13 protein-coding genes are annotated in these 14,791 nt (G+C 50.8%); 6 read left to right on the top strand and 7 right to left on the bottom strand.

Annotation, left to right across the window (positions count from 1 at the left end; translation table 11 throughout):
- Window positions 1–55: 55 nt before the first annotated feature.
- Window positions 56–370, top strand: a complete 315-nt coding sequence (locus LIW51_RS21985; RefSeq protein WP_227377188.1) for a DUF7344 domain-containing protein — start codon at window positions 56–58, stop codon at window positions 368–370.
- 270 nt (window positions 371–640) lie between these two features.
- Complete coding sequence (locus tag LIW51_RS21990) at window positions 641–1,639, top strand: HalOD1 output domain-containing protein (protein WP_227377189.1); 999 nt, start codon at window positions 641–643, stop codon at window positions 1,637–1,639.
- Window positions 1,640–1,666: 27 nt separating this feature from the next.
- On the opposite strand, the gene ddfA is transcribed toward LIW51_RS21990, so the two are convergent.
- Window positions 1,667–1,966: a DdfA family disk-determining factor gene (gene ddfA / locus LIW51_RS21995; protein WP_227377190.1), complete on the bottom strand. Its 300-nt coding sequence runs from the start codon at window positions 1,964–1,966 to the stop codon at window positions 1,667–1,669.
- An 803-nt stretch (window positions 1,967–2,769) separates the two neighbouring features.
- Here ddfA and psmA point away from each other — a divergent pair.
- Window positions 2,770–3,504: an archaeal proteasome endopeptidase complex subunit alpha gene (gene psmA / locus LIW51_RS22000; RefSeq protein WP_227377191.1), complete on the top strand. Its 735-nt coding sequence runs from the start codon at window positions 2,770–2,772 to the stop codon at window positions 3,502–3,504.
- A gap of 1,350 nt (window positions 3,505–4,854) precedes the next feature.
- Here psmA and LIW51_RS22005 read toward each other — a convergent pair.
- Entirely contained in the window at window positions 4,855–5,070 is a 216-nt protein-coding gene (locus tag LIW51_RS22005; RefSeq protein ID WP_227377192.1) for a hypothetical protein, read from the bottom strand.
- Window positions 5,071–5,088: 18 nt separating this feature from the next.
- Window positions 5,089–5,475 (bottom strand): nuclear transport factor 2 family protein, encoded by a 387-nt coding sequence (locus tag LIW51_RS22010; RefSeq protein WP_227377193.1) that lies wholly within the window; start codon window positions 5,473–5,475, stop codon window positions 5,089–5,091.
- A gap of 150 nt (window positions 5,476–5,625) precedes the next feature.
- Here LIW51_RS22010 and LIW51_RS40025 point away from each other — a divergent pair, with 150 nt between their 5' ends.
- Together LIW51_RS40025 and LIW51_RS22015 are read left to right on the top strand one after the other, a co-directional pair.
- Window positions 5,626–5,754, top strand: a complete 129-nt coding sequence (locus LIW51_RS40025; protein ID WP_438267380.1) for a DUF7837 family putative zinc-binding protein — start codon at window positions 5,626–5,628, stop codon at window positions 5,752–5,754.
- A 1,301-nt stretch (window positions 5,755–7,055) separates the two neighbouring features.
- Window positions 7,056–8,378 (top strand): alpha-glucosidase/alpha-galactosidase, encoded by a 1,323-nt coding sequence (locus LIW51_RS22015; RefSeq protein ID WP_227377194.1) that lies wholly within the window; start codon window positions 7,056–7,058, stop codon window positions 8,376–8,378.
- Between the two features lie 132 nt (window positions 8,379–8,510).
- Here the strand turns inward: LIW51_RS22015 and LIW51_RS22020 are convergent, their stop codons facing one another.
- The 3 genes from LIW51_RS22020 to LIW51_RS22030 form a co-directional block, all read right to left on the bottom strand.
- Window positions 8,511–9,407 carry a carbohydrate ABC transporter permease gene (locus LIW51_RS22020; protein ID WP_227377195.1) on the bottom strand — a complete coding sequence of 299 codons (897 nt, stop codon included), beginning with the start codon at window positions 9,405–9,407 and terminating at the stop codon, window positions 8,511–8,513.
- A 34-nt stretch (window positions 9,408–9,441) separates the two neighbouring features.
- Window positions 9,442–10,206: a carbohydrate ABC transporter permease gene (locus LIW51_RS22025; protein WP_227377197.1), complete on the bottom strand. Its 765-nt coding sequence runs from the start codon at window positions 10,204–10,206 to the stop codon at window positions 9,442–9,444.
- A gap of 148 nt (window positions 10,207–10,354) precedes the next feature.
- Entirely contained in the window at window positions 10,355–11,707 is a 1,353-nt protein-coding gene (locus LIW51_RS22030) for a sugar ABC transporter substrate-binding protein (RefSeq protein WP_227377199.1), read from the bottom strand.
- 76 nt (window positions 11,708–11,783) lie between these two features.
- Between LIW51_RS22030 and melA the strand changes: the two genes are divergently transcribed.
- Window positions 11,784–13,109 carry an alpha-galactosidase gene (gene melA / locus LIW51_RS22035; RefSeq protein ID WP_227377201.1) on the top strand — a complete coding sequence of 442 codons (1,326 nt, stop codon included), beginning with the start codon at window positions 11,784–11,786 and terminating at the stop codon, window positions 13,107–13,109.
- Window positions 13,110–13,484: 375 nt separating this feature from the next.
- Here melA and LIW51_RS22040 read toward each other — a convergent pair whose 3' ends face one another.
- Window positions 13,485–14,576, bottom strand: coding sequence for an Ldh family oxidoreductase (locus LIW51_RS22040; RefSeq protein ID WP_227377203.1), 1,092 nt, complete (start codon window positions 14,574–14,576; stop codon window positions 13,485–13,487).
- Window positions 14,577–14,791: the final 215 nt, after the last annotated feature.

Raw genomic sequence — 14,791 nt, forward strand, 5'->3', positions numbered from 1 at the left:
AACCGAAAAATGAGGGTTGCTTAACCATGTACAGTGCGTTGGGATTTAAGTACCTATGACGCTTGATGAGCAGCTTTCAGTACTCTCGAATCGCCACAGACGACGGCTCCTAGTCGCCTTAGCACAACGGACTCCCCAACCCGCTCGTCCCGCTCCATCCCGAGCTTTGGCAGCGGACGGGGGAGACCGAGATCAAACGATCGCAATGCAGCACGTCCATCTCCCCAAATTAGCGGATCACGGCTTTATCGACTGGGATCAAGACGCACACCGCGTGACGAAGGGGCCTCGGTTCGACGAGATAGAGCCATTGCTTACCGTTCTGAGTGAGAATCAAGATGTGCTTCCTGATGGTGGTGTCCCTGACTAAGGCAGTATATCGGGACGAGATCAGTGGCAGTCGGTGGTCAACGACTCCCCGAAATCAGGCCGGGAATCGGCAGCATTTCATAGCTTTCAGTGCTCGGTTCGTAGCTAGAGATATATGTGGCTGGCACGTACTCTTTCTACGACGAAGAAGTAAGAACGCACTGTGTGTCTGTTTCCATTTGTGGCGGAAGCGAACCTTTCAGGTCTACTCTAGCTGTTTCACATGACGCGTGTGGGGCGCATCACACTGTTTTCACTTCTCTTTGACACCATGACGAATCATACACCCCCCAACGATGAGAATCGTGATGAGTCGGACGATGACACCTATCAGACGGAGTTTGATCCGCTCACGGACAGCGTCAGCGAAGAACTCATCAAAGCTGTCGCGACACTCAATGACGCCGATCCCGCCGAGTTGGCACTCCTCGCGGAGTTCATCGATCCGGAGGCCCTTGATGCACTGTTCGGGCCACGGCCCAATGATACACCGCGTGACACCGACGGCCGTGTTGTGTTCGATTACGACGCGTACCACGTCAGAAAAGAGATCAGCGAATCCTCCGACGTACCGCGAACACGCGTCTATGATGCGATTCGGGTGTTAGAAACCAAGGGCCTCGTCGAGATCCAGCATTCGAATCCCCAGCAGTTCCGGGCTGTGCCGATCGAGGAGGCCGCCAAGACACTGCGCCAAGAATACGAATCGCGCACGGACACACTCGTCGAGGCTCTTACTGCGATCGAGCCGGCAGAATCGAACGGTGGCGATGAGGAAATTACACACGAAGTGTGGGCGCTCTCGGGAACAACCCCGATTACGAATCGTACTCAACAACTCATCGATGCCGCCGGACGAGAGATCGTGCTCATTATCGGTCGTGACGAGATCGTTACCGAGGAGTTACTCGAACAGCTCCAAGAAGCGCTGGACACCGGTCTTGATGTTCTGATTGGCGTGCAAACTGAAGACGTTCGAGAGCAGGTTGCAAAGGCACTGCCCGATGCAGAAGTGTTCGTCTCGGGGCTGGAGTGGTTGCACAGTTCGCCCCTTGATGCCAACGACGATACGACGATCAGTCGGTTACTGTTAATCGATAAGAACACAATTCTTGTGAGCTCAGTGCACGAGACGGCCACTGGTGGGGTTGAGACGGAAAAGGCCGTGTTTGGGAAAGGGTTCGACAATGGGATTGTAGTGATCGCCCGGCGATTGATGGCGACGGGCTTGCCACCGCGACAAGATCCCGATACGACTGCGGACGATTAGTCCTCGGTGCGACAGCAGCGAGAGTTCTTAGGCGGGAGCAACGTGAACGGCGCCAGTGCTGTGGACAGTGACGGAGTAGTCAGTGTAGGTGAAGGAGATCGACGTAGTCGTATGGGTGGTCCGTGCCAGTGGTGGTGCAATAATCGCATCTAAGGCTTCGGGATCAATCCACTCGTAGAGTGGACTGAGCTCCTGATGGTCGCAGTTCGCTGCCTGGGCAACGGTTTCGACGACAGCGGTGCTCGGTTTGATTGCTGACCACTCATACTGGTTTTGAATTGCTTCGCGTGGCACCCCAGCAGAGCTCGGCGAATCCTCATCACTCATGCGTGAGCACTTTGAGAGCGGTCATCAAAAACATTCTGTGAGAATATGGGAAACAAGAGATTTGCATCTGACTTCTGAATCGGAAATTCAGCATTCTCGGCTAACGGAGCACATGCTAATCGGTTTAACCGGAAATACTAGGTGATATCCACTGCCGCTAATACTCTCAACCGGCAGTAAACCGTCTCAAATCGATAGAATCGAGAAAATCATCTCACTGCCGTCGCACGTTCTACATCGGTTATAGAACCAATCAGTCATCAGGAAACGAGCCGAAATCACAGCAACCAGACTGATTTTTGCCCGATTGTTCGGAACAGCCGAATCCGATCGTCGAATGTAACGACGTTTAGCGCCCTTATTCGACATCGAACACCTATCGATAGCGCGGATGAACCCGGTCAAAAATACTCCTTGCCAAGCTGTTGCACTGATTTGAGCACTTGTCCCTCTGTTCGTCGCCGGTCGATATGCCGACTCCCGTTTCCATCCACCCCGTCAGTCTTGATTGGCGTTTGTGTGATCGAGTTCATCAATCGGTCATACGTAAGGATCGCCGTTGTGTCCTCATTCAGTCCGATAATCAGCTTGAATACTCTCGTTAGCGCCTACATTGTTCGGAAACGTATGAGTGAGAGAATGGGAGAGGACCGATAACGTCAGTAGGAGAAGTCGTTAGTTGAATGCAGGCATGCGAAAAGCAGGGTCGTTTTTTCGTCACGCTTCTCGACAGGCCAACAAAACTCCTTTACAAAACCCACTCCAATGGGCAGTAACGAGAGCCGAGCGCTCTATCCAGCACTATGCAAGATCAAAATCAACAACAAGCATACGATCGAGGAACGTCAATTTTCTCACCGGACGGCCGACTCTATCAAGTTGAATATGCTCGCGAAGCTGTCAAACGGGGCAGTGCCAGTATCGGAATTCAGACGAATGATGGTGTAGTACTCGCAGCCGAAATCAATATCCGATCATCGCTAATGGAACCTTCGTCGATCGAAAAGCTCCATAAGACCGACAAGCACATTGGGGTTGCATCTGCGGGCCATGCTGCTGACGTTCGCAAACTGGTAGACAAAGCACGTCAGCATGCACAAGTTGAGCAATGGCGCTATGATCAGCCAATTGATGTCGAGACGCTCACCACTGCAGTCTGTGATGATATTCAAGAACATACACAGAAAGGTGGCACACGGCCATTTGGTGTCGGTCTTCTTATTGGTGGAATCCACGAGGGCGACCCGCGACTATTCGAAGTCACTCCGGCAGGGACAGCGTCCGAATGGAGGGCAACTGCAATTGGAGTGAATAGTAATGAATTACAAGCCGCTCTCGAAGAGCAATATAGGGCCGATCTATCGCTTGATGATGGCATTCGGGCAGTTCTTCGGGCTCTTGAAAATGTGACCGATGATGAGCTGTTAGCAACGGACATTAGTGTTGCAACTATCGATACTGATTCAAACCGGTACGAGATAGTAAATGAGGAAACGGTTGCAGAACATCTGAGTGGCGTTTCAACGTCTGATGAGTAAACACAAGTAGTAGACATTCTGGAGATACAATACTCTCTCAAGGCTTCTACCACTGGTTTCGGACACCACGTAATAGGAGCTTCTTGAGGATTGGTTATGGCTAGTATGGGATACTAACCAGGGTACACGCTCTCTATCCGACGCAGGAGCGACGATAAAGACTCACGCAGAAAGCAATAACCGGTGAGAATCTTTCTCGTATCTATTCCTTGTCGCGAGAACTACTTAAACGAGAGTCAGTGCCAGTTGCCGTCCTTGACACGGAACGACCCACTGCACTGACTACAGCTGTACTGCTCCGGGTTGCGAACCGTTTTCGAGCGTCGATAGTGTGCAATCCGACCACCACAGCCCTCGCACACGAGCCACCGCTTTGGTGTAGTGAAGCGTTCGCAGTGTTGCGAGCTGTCGAGGCGGTCTGTCCAGCGGGTAAACGTTGCTCCGTGATCGGCCTCACCAAACTCGTGATACTGCCATGCGTGAATCCTTCTGATTCGCGGAGGCGCCGCGGCCCTTGAGGATCGAAAATGGGTAGAGCATCGTTGCCTTCGATCCTATGCTCCCGGAAATCCACTACATGCGGCCACCGGTTTCGACGAGGGCGCACTTGGTGTTCAGGTTGTAGGGGTGGTGTTAAGAAATTTTTAACAATAATATTAAATTTAGAAATAAAGTCGACGGACGCGCTTTGCTTTAGCATAGAATTTCACATAATCTGGCAGGTCAATCGGTGGAATCATAGATACTAAATTACTGTCGATGAGTATCGCGATTATGCCCGTTAGAAACTGTATCAGTATAAAACGAACGAAAAGGATATAGGATTAACAACTGCCGAGATTTCGGAACTCGCCCTGATCGCACTTTGAACAATTGGATGGTTTCGAAATAAAGGTGGTACCGCATTCTTCACATTCAAAAATATCACCGGTCGCCTGTATCTGCTGTTCCGTCTGTTGAGGCGGTTTTCCTGAACTAAAGGTGTCGCGTAACCGATGTAGTATTCCCATAGCTATGCATAGACACAGGCTCTACGTACATATGTTTTGTCATCAAAACGGTATATTAATTTTCATGTCTAATAAATAGTACGCATTTACACGAAATCACCTCGGCAGTTTCTGTGGTCTCGTTTTCACGTACTCCCCACATGGGGTACCGCTGAAACCCTCATAGTCGCACTCCTCAGGTTCGTCATTATTCATCCTCCAAGGAGAATGTCTCAAGCGTCCCGTCGTTAGTTGCGTTTTCAAAAGCGGCCATGTGCTTACAGAACACGTTTCGGTGGACGTGATGCGGTCTCATGCAAGTCATTAGCTCGTAGGTCACGTCGTCGATGGAGACGGTGTACTAGTGGTCTGCGGGCGTCTCGTGGCTCTCGTTGGTGACGTCGATGAGGCCAGAGACTTGGATGTCGAAGGAGAAATGTTCCCACTGAGAACGCTTTGAGCCCCAATCAATCGCTCCAACCGGCAGATCAAGGAAGTGCTCAGCAACGACGGTCGCCGTGTGTGTTCGCGCTCGGTTGACAATACTCTTGGCGTCTTCAGTGTCCCTGTTACGCACTCGGTCAAGCGGTCAAGCTTACTGCCAGAGTGCGGTATCCGTATAGTTTACAAACCGAGTGATACAGCCGTCATGCATCTCGTAGACGTGTGCGAAGGGACTTTCGATCTGCTTGCCTGCTTCTGTCGTGGTACGGAACGTTCCGAGGGTGACAATCAATTCACCACCGTCGATGAACCGATCAGGTTCAACACTAAACGTCTCGAATTCTTCCATTGCCGGCTCAAAGACATTCTCCACTACTGCATCGGGGCTATGATAAGTGCCACCGAAGACAAAGCCCTCTGGTTCGATCCACTCGATATCATCAGCCATCAAAACCAAGATAGTGTCAATATCGCCCTCGTTAAACGATTCGTACACCGTCTGCGCGATTTCGACATTGCTCTGTTGTTCTGCGGTCATTATTCCCCACCATCACGACTGAACGACTCGCGAATCGATATAGTTCACGGCTATTGGCTGTCTCGACCAGAGAAACCTTCTTGCGCATTTCCAGCAGGGGACGTCCTTGTCGTTGACCGTCTCATGTGCAGTGATCTCTGAACATGATCCGTGGCAGACAATGAATCGATATTAGGCACGTGCCCGTTCTGCCGGGCAGCGGTTCCAGTCAGCAGCCTCCATCTTGAGTACAAGGGGCAGACAGAGCACACGATATATGTTGAGGATGTCCCCGAATGAGTAGGCGCCCTGCATTCAGCACGCCCTCGTCAAACTATCATCAGTTGAGAATTTCAACAGAGCCGGCGCAGTGAAAATGGCCAACCGATCACCGAACTGTATGAAAATGATCAGAATGTTTTCGGTGATTCAATCACGTACGATCACGACTAATTACGGGTTTCTGGCCCAGAACAGCTAGTAAATCTCGGTGACTCATCCGATCTCGAATTCTTGGATTCTAATGCTGTAAAGTTGTTCTTACCAGAACCATTTCCACGCTCTAGAGTGGGCTGATACCATCATCAGTACTTACAGAGCCAGTTGGTGGCTAGGGTGGTGACATAGCTGGTGCAAGCGCGTCATCCGTCGCGGCAAATGTAATAGAACCGATCGTTTCGTTCCCAACTGAGAGATTTGTGACCGTATTGTTTGGTGAATTTGACCTTCGGGCGAGATATATCATCAAATTTCTTGATCGATACCAGAACGGTGTGCGATATCCGATCGACGTGACTACGTATCTCCCGTGATGACTTGTGTGACAGACCCTTCCGAACCGTGGTTAGTCTAGTCTTCCCCCGTCTTATCAGCTGACGACTACGATGACAGACGAGAGAGAGCGCGATCCTCGCGGCCAGTATGCAGAGGAAACGACTGATGAGGAAATTCTCTCGGCGATACGTGAGTCAGAGCTTCCTGCTGTGACTGCTCGGTGAGTAGCAGATACGCTTGGGATTGAACGACCCTCTGCTCATCGACGGCTTGGGATGTGGTATATCGCAATGGCCGACTGTCGACCCCGCCACCGGAGAGAGGTTAAGATACTTACATCCCCGTACCTTCTCCTATACTCGTGAGACGGTGCTCTTCGACGCGCTCCACAGTGAACCTCCTGCCAGTGGGAAAGCAGACGTATGATACGGCGTGTGAGCAGTTCGAGTGGTTTGACGATCAGCATATTTCGTTTGTGGATCAGACGAGTGCAGTGCTTGCTCGCAAGCACGAGATAAGCATGTATTTGTCTTTGACAGCGGAACGCTACAATATCAGATTGTGGATCTTCACAGTTCCACAGTAACTCCAACTTCTACTGTCAAAGCTTCCACCACCGCCAGCTGACGGTGATTACGATTGCAGTAGTATCGACACACAAGCACAGGCCGTTTTTGATGGAATGACAGAAAATCCACATCAGCTCGATGTTGACGATGACAGCATAGCTAGTGAGTCGACCTAAATGAAGTAAAACTATGTTATAATTAGAGACGATCGTTGCCGCATTGTCACATTTTATCACGCGTTATTATGTAACCTAATTTATGGTGAAAATTGCGTTCATTGGTGCTGGTAGTATCGTCTTTGCCCGAAATCTCATGGGTGACATTCTCTCATTTCCTGAATTGCAAGGGAGTAGACTATCACTGATGGATATCGATTCGGAGCGGCTCAACCGAAGCGCTTCTGCAGCCGATGCAATGCTTGCGGAGAACAATGTCGAAGCGACGATCGAAACAACCACGGATCGTCGAACGGCACTCGACGATGCCGATTATGTCCTTAACATGATTCACGTTGGAGGAAGGGAACCTTTCAAAAACGAGATTCGAATCCCGCAACAGTATGGTGTCAATCAGGCTGTTGGGGACACCCTCGGCCCTGGTGGTGTATTCCGAATGCTCCGTACCGTTCCGGTGATGCTTGATCTCGCGCACGACATGGAAGAACTGTGTCCCGACGCTCTCCTTCTCAATTATACTAATCCGATGGCGATGCTATGCTGGGCAATTGATGAAGCAACCGAGATCGATATCATTGGACTTTGTCACAGCGTCCAGCACACTGCCGAGGCCGTCTCAAACTACGCCTCCGTTCCTACAGATGAACTGGAGTATTGGGTTGCTGGCATAAACCACATGGCGTGGTTTTTAGTAGCCGAACACGACGGAGAAAGCATCTATCCTGACCTCTTTGATGCAATTGAGAACCCGGACATATACAGTCGTGATAACGTACGGTTCGAAATACTCCGGCACTTCGAAGCCTTTGTTACCGAATCGAGCAATCATATGAGCGAGTACGTCCCCTACTTCCGTACTGAAGAAGAGACGATTGAGAGATTCATCGTTGAAGAGAATCACGATGATTACTTCGTAGATTGGATGCCGACAGGACGGTACTTCGAGCACTGGTGTTCCTACCAGCAGGAAGACGCCGAAATAGACGCGTCTGAGATCGATCCTGAGATAAAACGCTCGGAAGAGTACGGCTCACGGGTGATTCATTCGATGGAGACTGGACAACCTCGTCGATTGAATATCAACGTTCGCAACGATACAGGTTCGATTTCGAATTTAGCGACTGACGCCTGTGTTGAGGTCCCCTGTTTAGTCGACGATCAAGGGGTACATCCATGTGCAGTCGGTGAGCTCCCGCCGCAATTGGCAGCACTTGATCGCACCAATATTGACGTGCAACGGCTTGCAGTGAAAGCCGCACTCGACCACGATCAAGAGGCGTTGCGGCAAGCGATCAAACTCGACCCGCTCACTGCGGCCGCGTGCACGCTCGATGAAATCGATGCCATGGTGAGTGACCTACTCGAAGCGAATGCTGCCTACCTTCCTGACAAATTGCTCGGCTGAAACGTTCTCTGTGGCTCTACGAACTCTTCAATCGATTGGAGCGATAGAAGTAATCATGTAAAGATAACTCAATCGTCATTGCACATCGAGCCGGAGAATCAGAACGGATTTTGAGACGTTTCAGAGAATCAATCACATTCCCTTCAGACCACCGCTGGCAAGCCCCTCGACCAATCGGTTCTGAATGAGGGCAAAGAGAACGACAACCGGAATCATTGTCAAAAACGCTGCTGTGAGGACAAGTCCCCAGTTGACTTGATTCTGTGATTGGAATAGTTGAAGTCCAAAGGGAAGTGTCCGAGTTACAGCAGTCTGTGAGAGAACCGAGATGGCAAGGTAATCGTTCCACGAGAGCACGAATGTGTAGAATCCTGCCACCGTGATTCCCGGCAGTGACAACGGGAGCATGATTCGAGTGAGAATATCGATTTGCGAACAGCCATCCATCTTACCAGCATCTGCTAGGGAATCAGGGATATTATCGAAGTACCCTTTGAGAAGCCACACTGCAAATGGAAGTGCGAAAGCTGTGTGGGCGAGAACGATACCAAGATAGGTATTGACGAGACCGAGGCTGAACATGACAAGGAAAAATGGAATCAACACCAGTACCCATGGCAGCATCTGTGTGGCGAGATAGCCCAACAGGAGTACGTTCCGCCCGGGGAATTCGAACTTACTCAATGCGTAGGCTGCAAGGACACCCAAGATCAGCGTCAAGCCAGTTGTACTCGTAGCCACGATGATCGAGTTGATCGCATACCGCTGGAACTCTCCACGGGTGAGAACCGTCATGTAATTTTGTAGCGTGAACTCTCCGAGTGACGGGAGCAGCTGACTAGAGTACATGACGGATTGTTCCGAGACTGTTGCGATAATGAGGTTGAAAATTGGTAAGAGGAGGAACCCAAAATAGAGAGCGAGCGCAACGTAAATCACGATACCAACACGTAGGCTCACCTCTTCGCCAAGCCACTCGTCAAACCGTTGAACGAGGTTGGTTGGTTCACTATCGGTCTCTACTGCCATGTCTGTACCTCCATTCGTATCGCTGTCTGAATCATCAGTCGATTTCCTCCAATTTGACGTAGACAACCGTGAAAAACATCAATAGAATCAACATTACGAGTCCGATGCTGGCGGCATACCCGAGAGTATACTGATTGAACGCGAGTTTGTATACGTACGTGGCCAACACCTCAGTCGTGCCGAGCGGGCCACCACCCGTCGAAAGAAAGACGATATCGAAATTATTGAGCGTGAAGATAACATGCAGAATGATCATGATCATCGACACGTACGAAATATTTGGCAGGGTAATGTAACGGAACTGCTGGAGTTTACTGGCACCGTCCATTGCGGCCGCTTCGTAGTAGGATTCAGGGATCGATTGCATACTTGCCATCAAAGCAATAGCGAAAAACGGCGCGTTTCGCCAGACGTGCATCACCACGATCAGCGGAAACGCCCACGTCGGCGAACCAAACCAATAGGTTGTCGGTAATCCGAGCGAGCCAAGAATGACATTGAGAAGTCCATAATCCGGCTGAACCAACCACCGGAAGATGATGACCATTACGACTACCGGCAACACCCACGTTACCATCGCGAAATTCCGGAATATCTTAATCCCTGGCACCTTCTGTTTGAGTACTAATGCCAACCCCAAGCCGAGCAGGTATTCTAGCGAGACTGCAAGAACTGTGAGTAGAACTGAATTCTTCAGTGCCATCCAGAAATTCGGATCCCCCACCATCTGATAGAAGTTCTGTAAGCCGATGAAGGCTACCTGATTCGGTTGAAGGAGCGACATCTCCTGAAATGCCATCATAACTCCTCGGACGGTGGGATAGAGAACGATGAGTGCCAGAACGATAGTGGCTGGGATGACAAACGCGTATCCTAGCCAGGTCTCTTTAAGTAGACTAGTGAACTCATCGACGTATTTGTTTGTAGTCCGTGTTTCAGTTGCCATCTTAGATTTTAGATTCTAAATCCTTAAGCTTGGAATGAAGATCTTTTCCGGCTTTCATCGGCTCTTTTCGGCCATAGACAACACTTTGCATTTCGTCGTAGTAAGCGTCCATGACTGGCCCCCACGTGATTTTTGCCAGTGGTTTGCCTGCCTCCATTGCATCGACAAACGGCTTCCAGGCATCGATTTTGAGTGTAGGTTTAACGTCTTTGTGAACCGGGGTTAAATTATTATCACTGGGCATCTGCCGCATAGATTTCGGACTGCAGAACTTTGAGACGATGTCAAATGCCTGATCCTTATTTTTGGAGTGTTTATTCACCATTACGGGTTTTACTTCTAAGTATGTGCCAACCTCACCGCCGGTGGCGTACGGTAACTGGGCGACACCAGTGTTCTCCTCAAGAAGTTTGGTTGTTTGACTCTCGTTATTGATCTCGGGTCCGGTTGTCCATCCCATCAACCACGTCCCGCATTCGATCATGGCGATGTTCCCATTCAAATAGCCGGGGTCGTTCGCTTGATAACCCTGCCCCCTATTATCAGGATTACAGAATGGATTGTCGCTCGCCCAGGGTTCGTAGTAGAAGGCTTTGAAAATCTTCCCGAGAGTATCCGGTGTCGCCTGGAGTTTCCAACTATCACCGTCTGGAGTGTACAGGTTGTCGTGATACTGGAACACGTGAGAGATCCATTCCTGGAATGCGCGAACGCCGCCCTTTTTCGTACAGTTGTTGAATGGCGTGATGTCTTCATTCTCCTTGATGGTGCGTGCTACCTCATGGAATTCTTTGGCTGTTTTCGGTGGCTTTAGGCCATTTCGCTCGAAAACATCCTTTCGATAGACAAGGGCGCGGCCGTTCCCGAAATATGGGAGTCCGTACACTTCCCCTTTATACGTCACCGCATTCCAGGCGCCGTCGATATATCCATCAGAGAAATCCAGGTTTTTGCCCTGCTTCGTAATTGGTTCGATGAGGTCAGCTTTGATGTACTCACTGAGATTCTCAAGAACGCCTTCAATAGCATCTGGCTTGCCTTGGCGCCCGCCGCTGAGGAATTTCTGACGCATGTCTTCGTAGGTGAAGGGAGACAACGTCACGGATGAGTCGTGGTTCTTCTTCCATTGATTGTTAAACCACTTCTTCCAGGAATCCCACACTGCATCGTCAAATGGTGACGCCCAGAAAAGCAATTCTCCATTGCTGCCACCGCTGCCTCCTGTCCCGGGAATTCCACTATTCGCACAGCCAGCAAACGACGCTACTCCTGCAGTAGCGCCGATGCCTTTGATCATCTCACGTCTCTTCATATACAGCATTGTGTTGTACTCTGGCGTGTCGTACTTTGGCATGGTTATCTAAATGACTTATTGGGACATGTGATAAATTTTTCGCAGACTATATGTTAATTGAGCATAAGAATACTCTATGGTCGAGATTTCATTTATTGGCGCGGGAAGTATGGTGTTTGCAAAGAATCTCATCGGAGATATTCTCTCCTATCCAGCACTCGAAAATAGCTCGATAACACTGATGGATATCGACGAACATCGACTCAAGCAAACTAAACAGGCGGCACAGATGATGATCGAAAACGGTGGCGTCGAGGCGACTGTCGACGCGACCACTGACCGTCAAGAAGCACTCGAGGGCTCCGACTACGTATTGAACATGATCAACGTCGGCGGAACCGAATCCTTCGAGAACGAAATACGGATCCCGGAACAATACGGGGTCAAACAAGCCATCGGTGATACGCTCGGTCCTGGCGGCATCTTTCGCGGATTGCGGACAATTCCGACGATTCTTGATATAGCGAACGACATGGAGAAACGCTGTCCTGATGCTCTGTTGCTCAACTACACGAACCCGATGGCGATTATTTGTTGGGCACTGGAAGAGGAGACTAACATAGACTATGCCGGGCTGTGTCACAGTGTTCCCCACACTGCGGAGGCAATCGCCAGCTATGTCGGCGTTGACGTTACGGATCTTAGTTATTGGGTTGCTGGCATTAACCATATGGCGTGGTTCCTGGAGGCCGAAGTCAATGGACGGGATGTGTACCCCGACCTTCACAACAGGATGAATGATCCGGACGTTTACAAACAAGATACTGTTCGGTTTGAGATACTCCGGCACTTCGGAGCCTTCGTGACTGAATCAAGCCATCACATGAGCGAGTACGTTCCTTACTTCCGTACTGAACCAGCGACTATCGAGGCGATGACCGGGACTAATTATGCCGAAAGAATGCCGAACGCAACCTACCTTGAAGGATGGAAAGAACGTTCCTCAGAGCGTGATCGAATGTCGTTTGACGAGGTGGATCTTCAAATCGAACGGTCGGAGGAGTACGCCGCACGAATTATTCATTCGATAGAAACAGGGCAACCTCGTCGACTCAACTTGAATGTCAGCAATAACGAGGGAGCCATTAGCAATCTCGCAAACGATGCGTGCGTCGAAGTTCCCTGTTTGATTGACGATCGAGGAGTTAACTCGTGTAGTGTTGGTGAACTCCCACCACAACTGGCGGCACTCGATCGCACGAACATCGATGTGCAACGGCTTGCAGTGAAGGCCGCACTCGATCATGATCAAGATGCGCTGCGTCAAGCGATCAAACTCGATCCGCTCACGGCGGCCGCATGCACGCTCGATGAAATCGATGCTATGGTGAGTGACCTACTCGAAGCAAATGCAGCCTCTCTACCTGATCGACTGGTATCTGGCACTCACAGTAGGTGCTAGCAAGGCAGGCTAGCCATTAGATCTATCCTAGTTATCACTTACTAGTATGTCTATCGTTGTGTCTATTACCAATTGACAGTCACTGGGGCCTCTAGTTGAAACGATTTGCTGTATCTTGCTTCTGTGAGACCGATATGTTAGTGGAGAGGGGTCGTTGTTGGTGGTAACAGTGAAGGGGGATGAATGTCTCAATCAGGGTTACTTTTGCGGACAAAAAGTTAGATTTCTGTAATGGAGGAAAAGGACGGTGGAACATAGATAATCAAATTCATAAAACAATCTCGATTTTAGGCGGATAGATGAAGTCAATAGCACTTCAACGATCAAATCGGGTAGTTTGAAGCATCTTGCCACTCGTAGCATTTTTTGTCACAGCTATTCCCGCAGCGCTGGAGGCGGTATCACACCAAGGCGGTCGCTCAGATCCGAGAGGAAGGTCGAGAGTCGGTTATTGATCGGAACTCCCGCTTCGCGGTTTTTCATCAGATGCTCGTACTCTGGTGCACCGGGGAGACGTGGCTTATTACCCTTCGCACCGGTGCCCACGGGGACATCGTTAGTGTTTAGCCCCTCAAGGTGATCCCTGAGCGCCAAGACACGTTGGGCGACCTCAGCAGGCAGGAGGAAGCGCTCAACATCGACCGCGAGGAACCCAGCGGCGTTGTTCGACTGCTCCGGATTTGCCATGCCCACGACATCACCGGCTCCGAGACAACCGGCCATCAGCTCTGCAAGGATGGCCAGCCCGAAGCCCTTATATCCCGAGACGGCCCCGCCCAGGGGGCGGATCGCTGCCTCGTTGCCGTAGAAGTCCTTGACGTCGCGGACGTGATCGCCGCTCTCGTCGACCACCCAACCTTCGGGAATCGGTTCGTTGGTGTACGTTCGTTCGCGCAGTTTGCCGTGAGCCACCTGACTGGTTGCCATGTCGAGCACGACGTCGTGCGGGAGCGAATCGAACGTTGGGAAGCCCACGACGATTGGGTTGGTCGAGAGGCCACGCCGTGAGCTTCCAGCCGGCGCAACCCGCTGTCCGCCACCCTGCGTGTTGATGAATCCGACGATAGCGTACCCTTCAGCGGCGATGTGCTCGGCCCACTCACCGACACGGCCAAGATGTGTCGCGTCGCGGACGCCGACAGCGGCGATACCATGCTCCTCGACCCGGGTGACGAGTTGAGTTGCCAGCTCCCGTCCGACGATCTGTCCGAACGCGTTCCGACCGTCGATCCGAGCTGTCGGTCCGTCGTCCGCGACGACTTCCGGCTTGGCTTTCGGGTCGATGACACCTTCCTCGATGAAGTGGTAGTAATAATCGAGGCGGAGTACCCCATGAGAGGTGTGTCCCCGGAGGTCGGAGCCAACAAGCGAGTTCGCAACCGCGCTTGCCGTCCCATCCTGCGCACCCATCGCCTGAATCACCTCGGTTGCGTAAGACTCAAGCGTCGATTCGTCAATACGTTTCATGGGGATAGCGTGTGGGCAGGGTTGATAAGCGTTACCGATCACCAGGGGATTGAATTCGAATCGTGGCTATATCTCTCGAGGAAGCCAGCCAGAAGTGTGGATCGAGTCAGCTTGCAGGTGAGAGTGTTACCGGATTCACAATGGATCAACCATTGCGAACTTATGACAATCACCATTTAATATTGATCTCGTTCGAGGAGAGAGCATGAGGAAAG

Origin of the sequence: Haladaptatus halobius, from assembly GCF_020618475.1 — an archaeon.
GTDB classification, from domain to species: domain Archaea; phylum Halobacteriota; class Halobacteria; order Halobacteriales; family Haladaptataceae; genus Haladaptatus; species Haladaptatus halobius.

Coding starts and splice junctions, on each gene's coding strand:
- LIW51_RS21985 (WP_227377188.1), top strand. CDS start 56: ATGACGCTTGATGAGCAGCTTTCAGTACTCTCGAATCGCCACAGACGA.
- LIW51_RS22020 (WP_227377195.1), bottom strand. CDS start 9,407: ATGGCAGTAGAGACCGATAGTGAACCAACCAACCTCGTTCAACGGTTT.
- LIW51_RS22010 (WP_227377193.1), bottom strand. CDS start 5,475: ATGACCGCAGAACAACAGAGCAATGTCGAAATCGCGCAGACGGTGTAC.
- melA (WP_227377201.1), top strand. CDS start 11,784: ATGGTCGAGATTTCATTTATTGGCGCGGGAAGTATGGTGTTTGCAAAG.
- LIW51_RS21990 (WP_227377189.1), top strand. CDS start 641: ATGACGAATCATACACCCCCCAACGATGAGAATCGTGATGAGTCGGAC.
- psmA (WP_227377191.1), top strand. CDS start 2,770: ATGCAAGATCAAAATCAACAACAAGCATACGATCGAGGAACGTCAATT.
- LIW51_RS22030 (WP_227377199.1), bottom strand. CDS start 11,707: ATGCCAAAGTACGACACGCCAGAGTACAACACAATGCTGTATATGAAG.
- ddfA (WP_227377190.1), bottom strand. CDS start 1,966: ATGAGTGATGAGGATTCGCCGAGCTCTGCTGGGGTGCCACGCGAAGCA.
- LIW51_RS22040 (WP_227377203.1), bottom strand. CDS start 14,576: ATGAAACGTATTGACGAATCGACGCTTGAGTCTTACGCAACCGAGGTG.
- LIW51_RS22025 (WP_227377197.1), bottom strand. CDS start 10,206: ATGGCATTTCAGGAGATGTCGCTCCTTCAACCGAATCAGGTAGCCTTC.
- LIW51_RS22015 (WP_227377194.1), top strand. CDS start 7,056: ATGGTGAAAATTGCGTTCATTGGTGCTGGTAGTATCGTCTTTGCCCGA.